General features: G+C 59.6%; 18 protein-coding genes. 11 read left to right on the top strand and 7 right to left on the bottom strand.

Annotated elements, in window-relative coordinates:
* A complete protein-coding gene (locus AC5S3R_RS19065; RefSeq protein WP_494268779.1) occupies positions 1-459 on the top strand; it encodes a YybH family protein in 459 nt (152 codons plus the stop codon).
* 7 nt (positions 460-466) lie between these two features.
* Here the strand turns inward: AC5S3R_RS19065 and AC5S3R_RS19060 are convergent, their stop codons facing one another.
* On the bottom strand, positions 467-973 hold the full coding sequence (locus tag AC5S3R_RS19060; RefSeq protein WP_494268778.1) for a GNAT family N-acetyltransferase: 507 nt from the start codon (positions 971-973) through the stop codon (positions 467-469).
* Positions 954-1,397 (bottom strand): PaaI family thioesterase, encoded by a 444-nt coding sequence (locus tag AC5S3R_RS19055; RefSeq protein WP_494268777.1) that lies wholly within the window; start codon positions 1,395-1,397, stop codon positions 954-956. Before AC5S3R_RS19055 ends, AC5S3R_RS19060 begins: the two co-directional genes overlap by 20 nt.
* Before the next feature lie 82 nt (positions 1,398-1,479).
* On the opposite strand from AC5S3R_RS19055, the gene AC5S3R_RS19050 reads away from it, so the two are divergent.
* The 6 genes from AC5S3R_RS19050 to AC5S3R_RS19025 all read left to right on the top strand — a co-directional run bounded on the left by AC5S3R_RS19050 (position 1,480) and on the right by AC5S3R_RS19025 (position 6,779).
* Positions 1,480-2,409 carry a LysR family transcriptional regulator gene (locus tag AC5S3R_RS19050; protein ID WP_494268776.1) on the top strand — a complete coding sequence of 310 codons (930 nt, stop codon included), beginning with the start codon at positions 1,480-1,482 and terminating at the stop codon, positions 2,407-2,409.
* Positions 2,410-2,488: 79 nt separating this feature from the next.
* Complete coding sequence (locus tag AC5S3R_RS19045; protein WP_494268775.1) at positions 2,489-4,159, top strand: GGDEF domain-containing protein; 1,671 nt, start codon at positions 2,489-2,491, stop codon at positions 4,157-4,159.
* Positions 4,160-4,161: 2 nt separating this feature from the next.
* Complete coding sequence (locus AC5S3R_RS19040) at positions 4,162-4,518, top strand: histidine triad nucleotide-binding protein (RefSeq protein ID WP_494268774.1); 357 nt, start codon at positions 4,162-4,164, stop codon at positions 4,516-4,518.
* Positions 4,519-4,627: 109 nt separating this feature from the next.
* The gene (locus AC5S3R_RS19035; RefSeq protein ID WP_494268773.1) at positions 4,628-6,064 is read left to right on the top strand and encodes a phosphohexomutase domain-containing protein; all 1,437 of its coding nucleotides are present in this window, start codon (positions 4,628-4,630) and stop codon (positions 6,062-6,064) included.
* A gap of 13 nt (positions 6,065-6,077) precedes the next feature.
* Positions 6,078-6,365 carry a Dabb family protein gene (locus AC5S3R_RS19030; RefSeq protein ID WP_494268772.1) on the top strand — a complete coding sequence of 96 codons (288 nt, stop codon included), beginning with the start codon at positions 6,078-6,080 and terminating at the stop codon, positions 6,363-6,365.
* Between the two features lie 123 nt (positions 6,366-6,488).
* The gene (locus tag AC5S3R_RS19025; RefSeq protein ID WP_494268771.1) at positions 6,489-6,779 is read left to right on the top strand and encodes a helix-turn-helix transcriptional regulator; all 291 of its coding nucleotides are present in this window, start codon (positions 6,489-6,491) and stop codon (positions 6,777-6,779) included.
* A gap of 75 nt (positions 6,780-6,854) precedes the next feature.
* Here AC5S3R_RS19025 and tyrS read toward each other — a convergent pair whose 3' ends face one another.
* Entirely contained in the window at positions 6,855-8,117 is a 1,263-nt protein-coding gene (gene tyrS, locus AC5S3R_RS19020; RefSeq protein WP_494268770.1) for a tyrosine--tRNA ligase, read from the bottom strand.
* 127 nt (positions 8,118-8,244) lie between these two features.
* Here tyrS and AC5S3R_RS19015 point away from each other — a divergent pair, with 127 nt between their 5' ends.
* The 4 genes from AC5S3R_RS19015 to AC5S3R_RS19000 are packed head-to-tail and all read left to right on the top strand — an operon-like array spanning position 8,245 to position 10,863.
* Positions 8,245-8,688 carry a MarR family winged helix-turn-helix transcriptional regulator gene (locus AC5S3R_RS19015; RefSeq protein ID WP_494268768.1) on the top strand — a complete coding sequence of 148 codons (444 nt, stop codon included), beginning with the start codon at positions 8,245-8,247 and terminating at the stop codon, positions 8,686-8,688.
* On the top strand, positions 8,685-9,944 hold the full coding sequence (locus AC5S3R_RS19010; protein ID WP_494268767.1) for an MFS transporter: 1,260 nt from the start codon (positions 8,685-8,687) through the stop codon (positions 9,942-9,944). The genes AC5S3R_RS19015 and AC5S3R_RS19010 overlap by 4 nt, the downstream gene beginning before the upstream one ends.
* A gap of 40 nt (positions 9,945-9,984) precedes the next feature.
* A complete protein-coding gene (locus AC5S3R_RS19005) occupies positions 9,985-10,293 on the top strand; it encodes a hypothetical protein (RefSeq protein ID WP_494268766.1) in 309 nt (102 codons plus the stop codon).
* A 15-nt stretch (positions 10,294-10,308) separates the two neighbouring features.
* Positions 10,309-10,863 carry an isochorismatase family protein gene (locus AC5S3R_RS19000; RefSeq protein WP_494268765.1) on the top strand — a complete coding sequence of 185 codons (555 nt, stop codon included), beginning with the start codon at positions 10,309-10,311 and terminating at the stop codon, positions 10,861-10,863.
* On the opposite strand, the gene AC5S3R_RS18995 is transcribed toward AC5S3R_RS19000, so the two are convergent.
* From AC5S3R_RS18995 to recA, 4 genes are all read right to left on the bottom strand, one after another.
* Positions 10,864-13,494 (bottom strand): ABC transporter permease, encoded by a 2,631-nt coding sequence (locus tag AC5S3R_RS18995; protein WP_494268763.1) that lies wholly within the window; start codon positions 13,492-13,494, stop codon positions 10,864-10,866.
* A 3-nt stretch (positions 13,495-13,497) separates the two neighbouring features.
* On the bottom strand, positions 13,498-13,833 hold the full coding sequence (locus AC5S3R_RS18990; RefSeq protein ID WP_494268762.1) for a PadR family transcriptional regulator: 336 nt from the start codon (positions 13,831-13,833) through the stop codon (positions 13,498-13,500).
* Between the two features lie 105 nt (positions 13,834-13,938).
* Positions 13,939-14,424, bottom strand: coding sequence for a pantetheine-phosphate adenylyltransferase (gene coaD, locus AC5S3R_RS18985; RefSeq protein ID WP_494268759.1), 486 nt, complete (start codon positions 14,422-14,424; stop codon positions 13,939-13,941).
* Positions 14,425-14,553: 129 nt separating this feature from the next.
* Positions 14,554-15,490, bottom strand: a 937-nt coding sequence (gene recA, locus AC5S3R_RS18980; RefSeq protein WP_494268757.1) for a recombinase RecA, incomplete at its 5' end; no start/stop codon positions are given.

The raw sequence follows: 15,490 nt of genomic DNA, 5'->3' as shown, positions 1-15,490 counted from the left end.
ATGAAGCGAGTTCTTGTTCTTGCTGTTGTTCTTCTTGTTGCCTTTGTTGCCCGCGCGCAGTCGCCCGCCGGGCCGGATGAGACCGCCATTCGCGCCGCGATTGCCGCACAGGTGGAGGCGTGGAACCGCGCCGATGTAGATACCTTCATGCAGAGCTACGAAGACTCGCCGGAGACCACCTTCATCGGCGCGAGCGTGCGCAAAGGCTACAAGCCGATCCTCGAGCGCTACAAAGCCGCATACAGCACGCCCGAGCAAATGGGCAAGCTCACCTTCAGCGATATCGACGTGCGCCTGTTGTCGAGCGCGTGCGGCAAGCCGGAGACAGCGCTGGTGACGGGAAAATTTCATCTCGACCGCACAGCCAAAGGCGCAGCAACCAAGGATGACGGCATCTTTTCGCTCGTATGGCGCAAAGGGCCGAAGGGCTGGAAGATTATTCTCGACCACACAAGCTGATGCGCGCTCAATGCAGCAGCAGCTCCATAAAAACATCCGCGCGGACATACGGTGAAACGGGCACGCGCTCCGGTGGAAGATGCTGAAAGCCCAGCGACTCGTAGAGATGAATAGCAGGCGTGAGCGTGCTGCTTGATTCGAGATAGAGCCTGCGCGCATGAATCGCACGGCCCAGGTCCACCGTAGCCTGCAGCAGCTTACGGCCAACGCCTGCTCCCTGCCACGCGGGCGTTACGCCCATCTTCGCAACTTCATACTCGTCGTCAGCGATGCGGATGAGCGCGCAGCAGCCGATGCGTTCTTCCCCCGCGACGGCGAGGAGGATGCGACCACCCCTGGCGAGAATGTATCTGTGCGGATCACTAAGCATCTGCATGTCTTTTTCTTCAAGGCGGAAGAAGCGCGTGATCCACTCCTCATTGAGCTGGTAGAAGGCGGCTTCATCTCCGGGCAGAAACTCGCGAATAGTGACTGCAGCTTGCGATGACTGCGGTTCATGCTGCGTGGCGGGCATGGGGCTCCTCCGTGGGGTTGCTGCGTACCAGGAACATGGTTGCGTTGGCCTCGGCCAGCAGCGTTTGCGCGGCGTCTTCCGCGCGAATTTCGGCGCGCAGTTCATATAAGCGGCGCTGTTGTTTGACGACCCACGCCCGCACGGTGACATCCGTGCCGATAGCAATGGGTTTGTGAAAACGTGTTTCTACGCGGGCTGTCACGGCGGGCAGTCCTTGAAAATAGAGCGCCCATCCCAGCGCCTCATCCATCAGCGCAAAGGTAACGCCGCCGTGGAGAATGCCGTTCCAGCCACCGTGTTCAGGCCGCGCGGTGTAGCGGGCTGTGCTGCCCTGCTTACCATGTGGAGCGAAGGGCACGCGCAGACCGAACTGGTTTTCCGGGCCGCATACATAGCATTTCGAGTTTTTCTCTGCGGGTAACATTCTTCTTCCCTGAGTTTGACCCTAACGCCGATGCAACTAATATGTTCAATATCTGAATGCTATAGATTAGGATGTTTTTCATATGAATCGCGAAATCGAGATTCGCCACCTGCGTTACTTTCTTGCCGTTGCGGAGACGCTGCACTTTGGCCGCGCCGCGGAGCAGCTGGGAATGGCGCAGCCACCGCTGAGCCAGCAGATTCGCAGCCTGGAAAAGATACTCGGCTACGCGCTCTTTGACCGCACCACGCGCGGCGTTCGGCTTACGCGTGTGGGCGAGTATTTTCTGGAGCGCGCACGCAGCACCGTAGCCAAGCTTGGCGACGATGTGGAGATGGCGCGGCGGCTGGGCGAAGGCCGCAGCGGCGTGCTGACCGTGGGTTTCAGCGGGTCCGCAATGTTTACTCCGCTGCCCAGGGCGATTCGGCGATTCCGCCGCATCTATCCCGGCGTGGAGCTGCGGCTGCGCGAACTGGTAACCGCCGACCAGCTTGCACAGTTGCAGGATGGAACGCTGGACCTGGGCCTGCTGCGCGATGGAGAACCGCGCGAAGGCCTGACGCTGGAGCCGCTTCTAAGCGAGCGCTACATCGCCGTGCTTCCTACGCGCCATCCACTGGCGGGCAAGGCCTCCATTCGTGTCGGTGAGCTACGCGGCGAGCCGTTCGTGCTGTTTGCGCGGCACATGGGCCCGCTTGCCTTTGACCGCACCATGGCATGTTGCGAGGCAGATGGCTTTCGTCCGGAAATTTTGCAGGAGGCTCCACAGTGGTCTACGGTTGTGCGGCTGGTCGCTGCGGGGCTTGGCGTCTCACTGGCTCCTGCATGTGTGGCCAATCTCACGGTTCCCGGCATTGTGTACAAGAAGGTGCGCTCCGGCCACCGCACCACGGTAGACATCGGCATGCAACACAGCCATCACAATCCCGCCGCAGGTATGTTTCTTGAAATTGTGCGCCGTCAGCTTGCGCATAAATCGGGCAATGGCACTTCCGCAGCCGATGCGGCTTAAGATGGTCGGCACATGCTCTTTTCAGGTATCTTTGTGCACAGACTGTAAACTTAAGTAGCGCCTTCCTTGGGGGAAGGCCATGTCCATAAGGCAGTTTCAGCATCTTATCTCTTGTCCGCTGCCTGCGGGGCAGGACTGGAGAATTGTTTCTTTGACGACGCAAGCCAGCTCCGGGCAGTCAGACACTCCGGCAATCCGAGCCCAGGGACAATCCAGATTCCTGACGCGGTTCTGGATTGGCGCAGTTCTCGTCATCCTCGCGTGCCATCTCGGCCTCAGCCTGTCCTCTCCGCAGACTGCGTGGATCACCCCCATCGCATGGATTGCTCTTTATGCCACATGCGCCGCCGCCGCAATCGAGCAATGTCGGCGTGCGCCCGGCAAGGTGCAATGGCGTTGGCTGATGGTGATTCTCAGCTTTTTGCTGACGATCAGCAGTTATATCTGCATCCTGATTTCCGAAAATGTGATCCACCTTTTCACCGTGGCCACATGGCTCAACGACCTCCTGAGTGTCTATCGCGGAATCCCGCTGCTGCTGGCCCTCTGCGTGCCGGAAGAGACGGAGCGCGGCGTCAACCGCGTGCTTGATCTGTGCCAGGCGCTGCTCATTGCGCTGATTTTTTCCCGCATCTTCTCGCCGGTTCTGCTGGAGCTTGGCGGCGGAACCTTCATGGTTCCCGATCCGGTGCTGGTCAGCCGCTATGTTTATTCGCTGCTTATTCTGCTGGTTCTGCTAGCCCCGCTGGCGGTTTTTACGGCGGAAACCTCCGGTTCGCGCTTCTTCCATCGCGTACTTATGGCATTTCTTTGGGTTAGCGTGCCCATCGGCATCCTGACCAACCAGTTATTTATTCGTATATGGGCCGTTGCGCCCGGCTCTCCGCTCTTTGTGTTTGGTGACCTTTCGTTGCTTGCTTTTGTTGTGGCGGTTACATTCTTTACGCGCAAGACCGACCCGGTAGAGCCGAATCACTTCTTCCTGTTTCTGCGCGTCGGAGCGCCGGCATTCCTTTCGCTTTTCGCCATTCTTGCCAGCATGCTGCTGGCGGTTGCCGGCCATCGTCCGCTGCTTGGCATCCTGCTGGGATTAGCCAGCTTTGCGCTCTTTGGTTTTCGCTCGGCATATGGGCAACTGCAGTTGCTGAGCGTGCAATGGAATCTGCGCTCAGTCAACATCCGCCTGGAAGAGCTTTCGCTGCAGGACCCGCTTACGGGGCTTTACAACCGGCGGTGGTTTTCCACTTCGCTTGAAAAAGAGCGCAAGCGCGCGCAGCGTAGCGGCCAGCCGCTCTCCCTGCTGTTGCTGGATATTGATTACTTCAAGCTCTTCAATGACACGCTCGGCCACATCGCCGGGGACGCCTGCCTGCAATCGGCAGCCAACGCATGGCTCGGCGAAACAGAGGCCGCCGGAGGCGCGCTGGCACGCTACGGCGGCGAGGAGTTTGTCGCCATCTTTGCCAACACCGGCGCAGAGGACGCACGTTATGTTGCGGACAAAATGACGGAAGCATTGGCGGAGTTGAACATTGAGCATCCATCCAGCCCATTTGGCCGTGTCACGGCGAGCATCGGCGTAGCCACATGGCAAAAAGGCGCGGGCGACCTTACCAGCGCGCAGCTTCTCCATGCGGTAGACGTGGCTCTCTACCAGGCGAAAAACGAGTGCCGCAACTGCGTGCGTACAGTCACGCTTGCGCCCGCCGCAACCGCGCTGTCCCAGGGAACTACAAGTACCCGCGAATAGCAATGTACACTGTACGCACGATGGACTGCCTCTTCTGCAAGATCGTTGCCGGCGAGATTCCTTCCTCGCCCGTCTATCTCGATGAAAAGTGCTACGCCTTTCCAGATATTCATCCGCAGGCGCCGGTGCACATTCTCATCGTGCCGCGTGAGCACATTGACTCGCTCGCAGACGCCAAGCCTGAAGACACGTCACTGCTGGGGCACCTGCTGAGCAAGGCCGCGGAGATTGCCGAAAAGAAAAAGCTCGGCAAGGGATACCGCGTGGTGGTGAACACCGGCGCAAACGGTGGCCAGACCGTGGGCCACCTCCATTTGCACCTGCTTGGCGGACGCGCCCTGGCCTGGCCTCCGGGATAAAATCTCTCTGCAGCCCATTGCTTCTTTCGTAGTTGGATATGCAGAGCTGCAACGTATTCCACGGAATGCGCAATCGTGATTTGTATCTATAAGAGGAGCTCTGTTTTCAATGTCCCATCCGCAAGTCAAGTTCGGAACGGACGGCTGGCGCGGCGTAATTGCTGACGATTTTACCTTTGCCAATGTGCGTGCGGCTGCTGAAGCAGTTGCCGCTTATATTCATGCCAAGGAAGACCCATCGAAAGGCCTGTGCATCGGTTACGACACGCGCTTTGGCTCCAAAGCCTTTGCGCGCGCCTGCGCTGAGGCAGCCGCCGCAACGGGCATCCCCGTTCTGCTGGCCGATCGCATTACGCCCACTCCAGCGCTGAGCTACGGCGTGCGTGGGCACAAGGCCGCGGGCGGCATCATGATTACCTCCTCCCACAACCCCGCGCAGTGGAACGGCGTGAAGTACAAAGCATGGTACGGCGGCTCGGGCAAGCCCTCCATCATCGCGGAGATTGAAAGCTTTCTCGGCCAGCCCGTCGCGCAGGCTCCAACGCCTGCCGCAATTACCGAAGTCAATTTCGTACCCGATTATCTGAAAGCCATTGAGAGCTTCGCGGACCTCGACCTGATTGCAAAGTCCGGAATGAAGTTTGCGATTGATTCCATGTACGGCGCAGGCGGCACCATCCTTTCCGACATCTTCACGCGCATTGGCGTGGACCATGTCCAGATTCGCAGCGAAGCGAACCCGCTCTTTCCCGGCATCAACCCGGAGCCAATCGAGCCGCACATCCGCGCACTGGGCGAAGCCGTAGTGGCGCACAAGTGCGACTCCGGCCTGTGCACCGACGGCGACGCCGACCGCATTGGCGCAACCGACGAGCACGGCAACTTTGTTGACCCACACAAGATTTTTTCCATACTGCTGCGCTGGGCAATCGAGCGCAAAGGCTGGCCGGGCGCGGTGACGCGTGCCTTCAACACCACCAAGATGCTGGACCGCATCGCAGCCAAGCATGGCCGCGAGCTGCTGGAGCACGGCATCGGCTTCAAGTATGTCTGCGACTACATGCTGGAGCGCGAAATTCTGATGGGCGGCGAGGAGTCAGGCGGCATTGGCTTCCAGCGCCATCTGCCGGAGCGCGACGGCCTGCTGAATGCACTGCTGCTGGCGAACGTAATGGCCGAAGAGGGCAAGACGCTAGGCCAGCTTGTGGCGGACTTGCAGGCTGAGTATGGCGAGCACCATTACGGACGCATTGACCTGCATATTCCCGATGCCGTGAAGAATGCCGCGATTGCGAAGGCGCGGGCACTCAAGGCTGGCGATGTGGGATTTGCAGGCATGAAGATTCTGCGGCAGGAAACGCTCGACGGAGTAAAGTTCTACCTCGACAACCCCGAGGCCGCCACCAAGCCCAACGCGGCGGAAACATGGATTCTGTTGCGCGCCAGCGGCACCGAGCCGCTGATGCGCATCTACACGGAATCTACTTCGCCGGAAAACGTGAAGAAGCTGCTGGAGTCGGCGCGAACCTTTGCTCTCGGAAACTAACGCAGGAGGCCCCATGTTCATCCACATCTTTGGTTTTCGCTGGAAGCCCGAGGCCACCGTGGCCGAAAAATTCCGTGCCAAGCAGGTTATTCTCGGCTTTCGTGGCGTGATTCCCGGCCTCATCGATGTGCATGCCGGGGACAATGTCTCTCCGCGCAATCAGGGGTTCACCTTCGCCGGGTTGATGACCTTTACCGACAAGGCCGCCGCCGACGCCTACACCATCCACCCAGAGCACCAGGCGCTGCTGGAGTGGCTGGTCCCGCTGATTGACCCCGTAGAGCTGGATTTCGAGGCGTAACCGCATTAAAAATCTCACGTTACCAATGGCCGGACTCAAAAGCCCGGCCATTCTTTTTGCCCAAAAATTCTGGCCTGATATTTTCCATTTGACAATTATGTTGTGTATACGCAACATAATGTAGTGGTTGATAACGGAAATCCCGGCCCCGGCGAAAGCGGCCTCTACAACCGCATCGCAGTTCTGCGCGCCGAGCGCGGCATCAGCCGGCAGGACCTGGCCGACGCCGTAGGGGTGAACTACCAGACCATCGGCTTCCTCGAGCGTGGCGACTACGGCCCCAGCCTCAAGCTGGCTTTTTCCATTGCCGCCTATTTCGGCCTGCCTATCGAAGCCATCTTCTCGACGGAGCCCTTCCGGCCACTCAGCGAGCAGGTCTATGGAAGCTCGCAACGAAGGGAGAAGGAATCATGATCTCCGATACGCGCAATAGCTGGGGTTGGTCCATCAACCGTAAGAGCACGCGGCGATGGAGTTGGCCGAAGAGCGTTAGACGCCTTCGCCGACTCCACCGATAACGGCCACCTTGGCGCGCTTGCCAAGCCGCACCACAAGCTTCGCGGGGACGCAATCAATCGGCACCAGAGCATTGGCCGCAACTTCGCCATCCAGCTTTACAGCCTTCTCGGCAATCTTGCGATTCGCCTCCGCATTGCTGGCCGCAAGCCCAAGCTGCACCAGCAGCTTCGGCAACCGAATCTGCATCACTTCCGCAGGCCCTTCCACATCCGCAAATGCAATGTGGACCTCTTCGAGGTCTTCGCTCACAGCCTTCTGCTGAAACATGCGCGCCCAGTTTTCATCGGCAGACTGCGCAGCAGCCTCGCCATGAAAACCAGCGGTGATGGTACGCGCAAGATTCTTCTTCACCTGCATGGGATGCAGCGTTCCGGCAGCAACCTCCACCTTCATTGCATCCACTTCGCTCTGCTTCAGGTCAGTGAGGAAGACCCAGTACTTCCACATCAGCTCGTCGGAAATCGACATGAGCTTGCCGTACATCTCCGGCGCAGGCTCCTGAATACCAATCGCATTGCCCAGCGACTTCGACATCTTCTGCACGCCGTCGAGACCTTCCAGAATCGGCGTCATCAGCACAATCTGCGGCTTCTGCGCATACTGCCGCTGCAGCTCGCGCCCGCACAACAGGTTAAACTTCTGGTCGGTTCCGCCCAGCTCCACATCGCACTCCAGCGCGACGGAGTCGTACCCCTGCATCACCGGGTACAGCAGCTCGTGCAGGCTGATAGGCTGCTCCGCCTGGAAGCGCTTGGAAAAATCATCGCGCTCCAGCATCTGCGAAACCGTAAAGTGTGCCGTCAGGCGAATCGTGCCCTCGTAGTCCAGCTTCCCCAGCCACTCCGAGTTGTAACGAACCTCGGTCAGTTTCTCGTCGAGAATCTTGAAGACCTGTTCCTTATACGTCTCGGCGTTCAGGCTAATCTGCTCGCGCGTCAGCGGCTTGCGCGTGACGTTGCGGCCCGTCGGGTCGCCAATCAGCGAAGTGAAATCGCCGATCAAAAAGATGACCTGATGCCCAAGCTGTTGAAAATGCCGCAGTTTGCGCATCAGCACCGTGTGGCCAAGGTGCAGGTCGGGCGCAGTCGGATCAAACCCGGCCTTTACGCGCAGCGGGCGTCCGGTTTTGCGGCTCTCTTCAAGGCGCTCGCGAAGGTCCGACACGCGGATAATCTCCGCCGCGCCCTTCTGAAGCAAATCAAGCTGTTCCTCTACAGGTAGAAACGTACTCATGGCGTATACCAGTATAAATTTCTCGCCCTGCATAACCCTTCACGCTAAATAGTTGGCAATTTCATTCACGCCATATTAACAGTCAAACTTGCAAGTTTAACTTCTAATATGCCAGAATAACTGTGGAATGAAGGGCAAATCCTACGAGGCATCCATCACCGACTTCATCCGCGCCATCGGTCTGCTGGTTCGCCGCGTGCGCGCGGCTGCCGCGCAGAGTGAGCTTTCCATCTCGGAATCAATGGTTCTGGGGCGGCTGGAGCGGGAAGGCCCCGCAACCACCGCGGAGCTGGCACGCGGCGAAGGCGTAAAGCCGCAGTCAATGGGAACAACCGTGGCCGCGCTCGAAGAAGCCGGCCTCGTAGCGCGCTCGCCGCACCCTACTGACGGTCGGCAGATGATGGTTTCCATCACCGCGCACGGTGCGGAGGTTCGCCGCAGCGCCCGCACCGCCAAGGAGACGTGGCTCCTGCAAACCATCACGCAGCTCGACAAGCGCGATCAGGAAACTCTCTTCGCCGCCGGAGAAATCATCCGCAAGCTGGTGGAGAACGACAAGGTGGAGAAGTGAGCGCCTCATTCTCGCACGCATGGCGCGCCCTGCGCTCGCGCAACTTCCAGCTTTACTTTGCGGGCCAAAGCATCTCTGTCGTCGGCACGTGGATGACGCGCATCGCCTCAAGCTGGCTCGTCTACCGCCTCACGCACTCGGCGCTGCTGCTCGGCATCGTGAGCTTTGCCAGCCAGATTGTCTCTTTCCTGATTGGCCCCTTTGCCGGTGTCTGGGTGGAGCGTATAAACCGCCGCAAGCTGCTCGTATGGGTGCAGGTCGGCAACACCCTGCAGTCGCTGGCGATGGCCGCGCTCACGCTAGCGCACCGCATCAACCTGTGGGAGATTATGGTGCTCGCTGCCACGCAGGGCTTGCTCAACGCGCTGGAAATGCCCGCGCGGCAGTCCTTCCTCGTCGAAATCATTGACGACCGCGCCGACCTCAGCAACGCCATCGCGCTCAACTCCTCCATCAACAGCGGAGCGCGCCTCATCGGCCCAGCCATCGCCGGTGCTGTCATCGGCTATTTCGGAGAAGGCTTCTGCTTTCTCGCCGACGGCATCAGCTACCTCGCCGTCATCGCCTCGCTGCTTATGATGCGCACGCAGCGCAAAGCCACGCCGCGCCACTCAAAAACCATCTTCGAGCAGATGTACGAAGGCTGGCACTATATCCGCACCTTTGAAGCAGCACGCACGCTGCTCATTCTCTTCGCGCTCACCAGCCTCATGGGATATCCCTCCATGGTGCTGCTGCCCATCTTCGCTACGCAGATTCTGCACGGCAATGCGCACACGCTCGGCTGGCTCTCTGCCGCAGGAGGTCTCGGCACACTCACCGCCGCCTTTATGCTCGCCGCCAAAAAGTCTGCCGAAGGACTGGCGCGTGGCGTGCAGATCGGCGTCATCCTCACCAGCGTCGCGCTCGTGCTCTTTGGCTTCTCGCACTGGCTTGTACCCTCGCTCGTCTGCATGGTCTTCGTCGGATACGGGCTCATGCAGTGCGCCTCGTCCGTCAACACCATGATTCAGTCGCTGGTTTCGGAAGAGATGCGCGCCCGCACCATGAGCTACTACACCATGGCCTTCTACGGCTCCGCGCCCGTGGGCAGCCTGCTTGCCGGAGCACTCGCGCACTGGATCGGCGCGCCCTACACCGTTGTGCTAACAGGAAGCTGCTGCCTCCTTGCCTCCGTCTGGTTCACGCTGCACCTGCCGCGAGTGCAGGCAGCCATGCAAGCTACCCTGCAGCCGGCAGAAGAGCAGCTGCAATGACAATCAGCAATGTTTGTTCGACATCGAAAGGAGACTCGCAATGAACTGGCATGACTCTCTCGCATGCTTCTTTGCCGGAGCATTTCTCGCCAACGCCGTGCCGCACTTCATTCACGGTGTCTCCGGAAACCGCTTTCCCACGCCCTTCGCCAAGCCGCCCGGCCAGGGCCTTTCCTCGCCGCTCGTCAACACCGCATGGGGACTGCTCAATCTCATCATCGGAGCCATTCTCTTCCATACCGGAAAACCAACCTCCGGCAGTCTCATGGCCTACATCATTTTCTTCGCAGGCATCGCCGTGCTCAGTCTCCCGCTGAGCGTGCGCTTCGCCACCAAACACAAGGAATAACCCAAAGGAGTCTCCATGCCGCTCACACAGCTAGACCCCACCGCCGCCCTCATCGTCATTGATCTGCAAAAGGGCATTACAGGATTAACCACCGAGCTTGGCTCCGCCGATGTAGTTGCACGCTCGGCAGAGTTGGCAGCAGCCTTCCGCCAGCGTGGCCTTCCGGTCGTTCTCGTTAACGTAGTAGGTCGCGCGCCGGGCCGCGTCGATCAGGGCTTCGGCAACCGCGCCTTCGCTCCCAACTGGGCCGACCTGGTGCCGGAGCTGAATACGCAACCCTCCGACATTCTCATCAGCAAGCAGCGCGTAGGCGCCTTCCTCGGCACCGATCTCGACGCCAAGCTGCGCGAAAAAGGCGTAACACAGGTCTTCATGACCGGCATCGCCACCAGCATGGGCGTGGAAGCAACCTCCCGAAGCGCCTTCGACCTCGGCTATAACGTGGTCTTCGTCTCCGACGCGATGGCCGACCTGAACCCCGCCGCGCACAGGCACGCCATCGAAGTTACCTTTCCGCGCCAGGGCGAAGTGGACACGACGGAAAACGTGCTGAAGGCCCTGCGCGGATAACTACTCCGTACGCAACGCCTTCAACGGATCAACATGCGTTGCCTTCCATCCGGGAGCGGCAGCCGCTGCAATGGCAGTAAGCAACAGCAGCGCCGCCGCCGCTCCCAGGCTTACCGGGTCCATCGGCTTCACGCCCACAAGCATCGCAGTTACCAGCCGCGCCAGCAGCAAACTCAGCGCAATCCCCGCAGCAATTCCCACGCAGGCAAGCGCCGCCGCATGACGAAGAATCCCACGCAGAATCACCGCGCGATTCGCGCCAAAGGCCATACGCAGCCCAATCTCAAACGTGCGCTGCGCCACGGTGTACGCCATCGTTCCATAAACGCCAAGCATCGCCAGCAGCAATCCCGCAGCGGCGAAACCAGAGATAAGCACCGCACGAAAACGCTCCGTTGTAATGGAATTGCTCACCATCGCATCCATCGTGGTAAAGCGCACAGCAGTCTGCGGATTCACCTGCGCAATCTTCGTCTGCACCGTGTCAATCAGCGTAAGCGGCTTCACGTGCGTCCTCATCGCAATGTAAATCTGGTCCGCAAAATACGGATGCTGCGTCATGGCCATGTAGAGTGCTGGGCCAGGTTTTTCCGCAGGCGAGTCCTGCCGCACGTCGCGCACGATGCCGATTACGGTCATCCCTTTCGTGCTGGTTTCATCAAGCCCGCACTGAATCTCTTTGCCAATCGGGTCAATATTGCCGAAGCTCTGCTTCGCAACAGACTCGCTGATGATGACAACAAGCGGACTCTTGTAAGTGTCCTGTGCATTGAAATCACGACCACGCAGCATGGGTATCCCCACCGTCTCAAAATATCCGGGACTGGCTACGCTGAACTCCGCTTCCGGCGCATGATGCGGGTCAAAAGACAATCCACCGTGCGGCGTATAGCTGCCATTCGAGCCAAACGTTCCCATGGGAAGCCCCATGATGCCCGCCACATGCTCCACGCCCGGCACAGCGCTCAGCTCTGTGAAGAGGCCATTGAACTGCCGCACAACACGAAGATAGTCCTCCTCCGTATGCGCCGGCGCATCGGCCTCCACCACCAGCATCTGCCGCGTCTCAAAGCCCAGGTCACGCGTCATCAGCGTAGTCATCGTGCGCAACAGCAGCGCCGCCGCAACGGCAAGCACAAAGGTTGCCGCCACTTCCGCAACCACAAGGCTATCGCGCAGCGTCGCAGCGCCCTTGCGCCCCATGCCACGCGAAGCATCCTGCTTCATCGCATCGGCAGCATTCACCTTCGCCGCACGCATCGCCGGCAATATCGACGACACCAGCGCCGTCAACACCGAGATAGCCATCGTAAAGGCCAGTACCCAGCCATTCAGATGAATCTCACCAGCACGCGGCAACTGTTTCGGAGCCATCGCCACCAGCATTCGGACTGCGGGAATCGCCAGCAGCACGCCAAACACGCAGCCAAGCATCGCCAGCAGCAGGCTCTCCAGCAACACAGGCCGCATCACCTGCCAGCGTGACGACCCCAGCGCCTTGCGAATCGCAATCTCGCGCTGCCGCTCCATTGAGCGAACGAGCTGCAGATGCGTCACATTCACGCACGCAATCAGCAGGATGATGCCCACCGTTCCCCAAAGCAGCATCAACGTTGGCCGCGCATCGCCAGTCAACGCCTCGGCCATTGGCAGGGCCTCAATCTGCTTGTTGCGATTGTCATCCGGATAAGCAGCCTGCAATCGTCCGGAGAGACCATCGAGTTCCGCCTGCGCCGCCTTGAAGCTCGTACCTTCGCGCAGCAGTGCCACAGCCCTGTAATTAAAGGCCGTGCGCGACTTTGACTCCGGCTGCATGGAAGATGCCTCCCACACCTGCGTCTTGTTCGGGAAATCAAACCCACCCGGCAGCACGCCGACAATCTCAATCGCTTCATTCTCAATCTGCAGCACCTGCCCCAGCGCCGCCTGCGGACCGCCAAAGTTATCGCGCGCAAACAACTCGCTCACCAGCGCCGCATGATGCGACTCCGCATCGGTAAAGAGCCTGCCCGCAATCGGCTGCAACTGGAAGACACGCGCAAAATCCTTATCCACCCATCGCACAGCGGCAAACGTGGCATGCCCGCGCAACTGCACGCTCAGGCTGCCGCCAAAATAAAGGCTCACCGCCTCCAGACTCTTCGTCTGCTCGCGCACATCCATGGCATCCGGCCCTGTCACGCGCTGCGAGACGCCACTGATATTGCTGTATTGTGTGCCGAGAATCGCAAGCCTGCCCGGATTATTATACGGCAACGGCGCTAGCAGAATCGAATTGATCGCTGTGAAGATAGCCGCATTTGCGCCAATCCCAAGCGCAAGCGTCAACGTTGCGGTAAGTGTGAAGGCGCGATGCTTCATCAACTGCCGCGCCGCAAAGCGCAGGTCCGCAAAAAACGCGCTCACGCTGTTTTCCCATCCGAAAGAACTCGCCTGCTCCCGCGCCACGCTCATCGTCCCCATCTCCATGCGAACCGCGCGGCGAGCCTCTTCCGCGCTCATCCCCTGCCGTTCCCGCTCGCTGATTTCTTCCTGGTAAAACTGCTCCACTTCTTCCGCAACATCCCGTTCGCGCGCACCGCGCCGTAGCAGGTTGCGCAATCCATACCTCAGCGAACGAAGCGATGCCATGCGTTAAGCCTCCGACTTCAACAAGCGCGCCACGGCAGAAGCCCGCCGCGTCCAGTCGGCTGTTTCAATCTCAAGCTGCTTCTTGCCCGCACGCGTCAGCGAGTAATACTTCGCCCGCCGCGAGTTCTCCGTCTGCCGCCACTCGGAGTCAAGCCACCCCGCGCGTTCCAGCCTTTGCATTGCCGTCAGCAGCGAGCCGGGATTGATCTTGAAGACTCCGCGCGAAACCTGCTCCACGCGCCGCGCAATGCCAAAGCCGTGCATCGGCTCCAGGCTCAGCGTCTTCAAAATCAGCATGTCGAGCGTGCCCTGAATTACGTCGGTATTCTCGTCGGTCATGCAACCGAAGCTAGGCTCTTTCCTCTTGATTGTCAAGATGTGAAGTTCAAGAGAAGCCGCAACCGCAAATTCCGCGCAAAAGCAATCTATATGGAAGAAAAGGAATTACTGCTTCGGCATCCGTCCGCGCAGCCGCTTCAAAACATTTGGCGGAACCAGCCCCGAGATATCCCCGCCAAAGCTGAAGACTTCTTTCACCATCCGCGAGCTGACAAACGAGTACCGCCCCGCAGGCTGCAAAAATACCGTCTCAAGTTCAGGAGCAAGACGCCGATTCATCAGCGCCATCTGGAACTCGTACTCATAATCGGAGATAGCGCGAATGCCGCGCAGAATCGCCGTTGCGCCAAGCGACCGCGCAAAGTCCACCGTCAGCCCGTCAAAGTTGGCCACGGAAACATTTCCGAGCGAGCGCGTAGCCTCCTGCAGCATCTCCACGCGTTCAGCCGGCGTAAACAGCGGGTTCTTGCCCGGATTATTCAGCACGCCCACCGTCAAATGCTCAAAGAGCTTCGACCCGCGTTGAATCAGGTCCACATGGCCGTTGGTCGGCGGATCAAACGTACCGGGATAAAGCGCATTAGCGGCCATTCGTGCTCAGCTCCAAGAGTGATTCTATGGCACGAGTCGCGCTCCTAAAGCCCGAAACCAGCAGGGAATACCACAAACAGAAACGGCGACTGCCGGAAGCAGCCGCCGTTCCTCATCTCCCAGGCAGCGTTACCGCCGTCCCTTCACCACTTCCTTGGCCTCATCCGCGCCGCCGGCCGGAACCTCCGGCACATCCGCCTTGGTTGCCGCCCCAATGTTCAGCTTCTTGCGCAACTCGCTGTCCATCTTGGCAAAGACCTCGCGGTTTTCCTTGAGGAAGTTACGGGTATTCTCGCGCCCCTGACCAATGCGCTCGCCGTCAAAGCTGTACCACGCGCCGGACTTCTCCGTAATACCGTTGGCCACAGCCAGGTCCAGCACATCGCCCTCGCGGCTGATGCCTTCGCCGTAAAGAATGTCGAACTCAGCCTCGCGGAACGGCGCGGCCACCTTGTTCTTCACAATCTTTACCTTGGTGCGGTTGCCCACAACCGAGTCGCCATCCTTCAGCGCCGAGATGCGGCGAATATCCACGCGCACCGACGAATAAAACTTCAGCGCGCGTCCGCCGGTCGTCGTCTCCGGATTGCCGAACATCACACCAATCTTTTCGCGAATCTGGTTGATGAAGATCAGCGCCGTGCGCGACTTGGAAACCGTGCCCGTCAGCTTACGCAGCGCCTGCGACATCAAGCGAGCCTGCAGGCCCACATGCGAGTCGCCCATCTCGCCATCAAGCTCAGCCTTCGGCACCAGCGCCGCCACTGAGTCCACAACCAGCACATCAATCGCGCCCGAGCGCACCAGCGCTTCCGTAATTTCCAACGCCTGCTCGCCCGAGTCCGGCTGCGAGACAAGCAGATTGTCCACATCCACGCCCAGCTTCTTCGCATAGCCCGGGTCAAGCGCGTGCTCAGCGTCCACAAAGGCCGCCAGCCCGCCCATCCGCTGCGCCTCGGCAATAATCTGCAGCGTAATCGTCGTCTTGCCTGAAGACTCAGGCCCGTAAATCTCAATCACGCGGCCACGGGGAATCCCGCCCACGCCCAGCGCCGCGTCAAAGCTG

The sequence above is a fragment of the Occallatibacter sp. FHG110214_02 genome, assembly GCF_059115385.1.
Note: the sequence above shows the minus strand (reverse complement) of the source record. Positions and strands in the feature narration are given on the sequence as shown.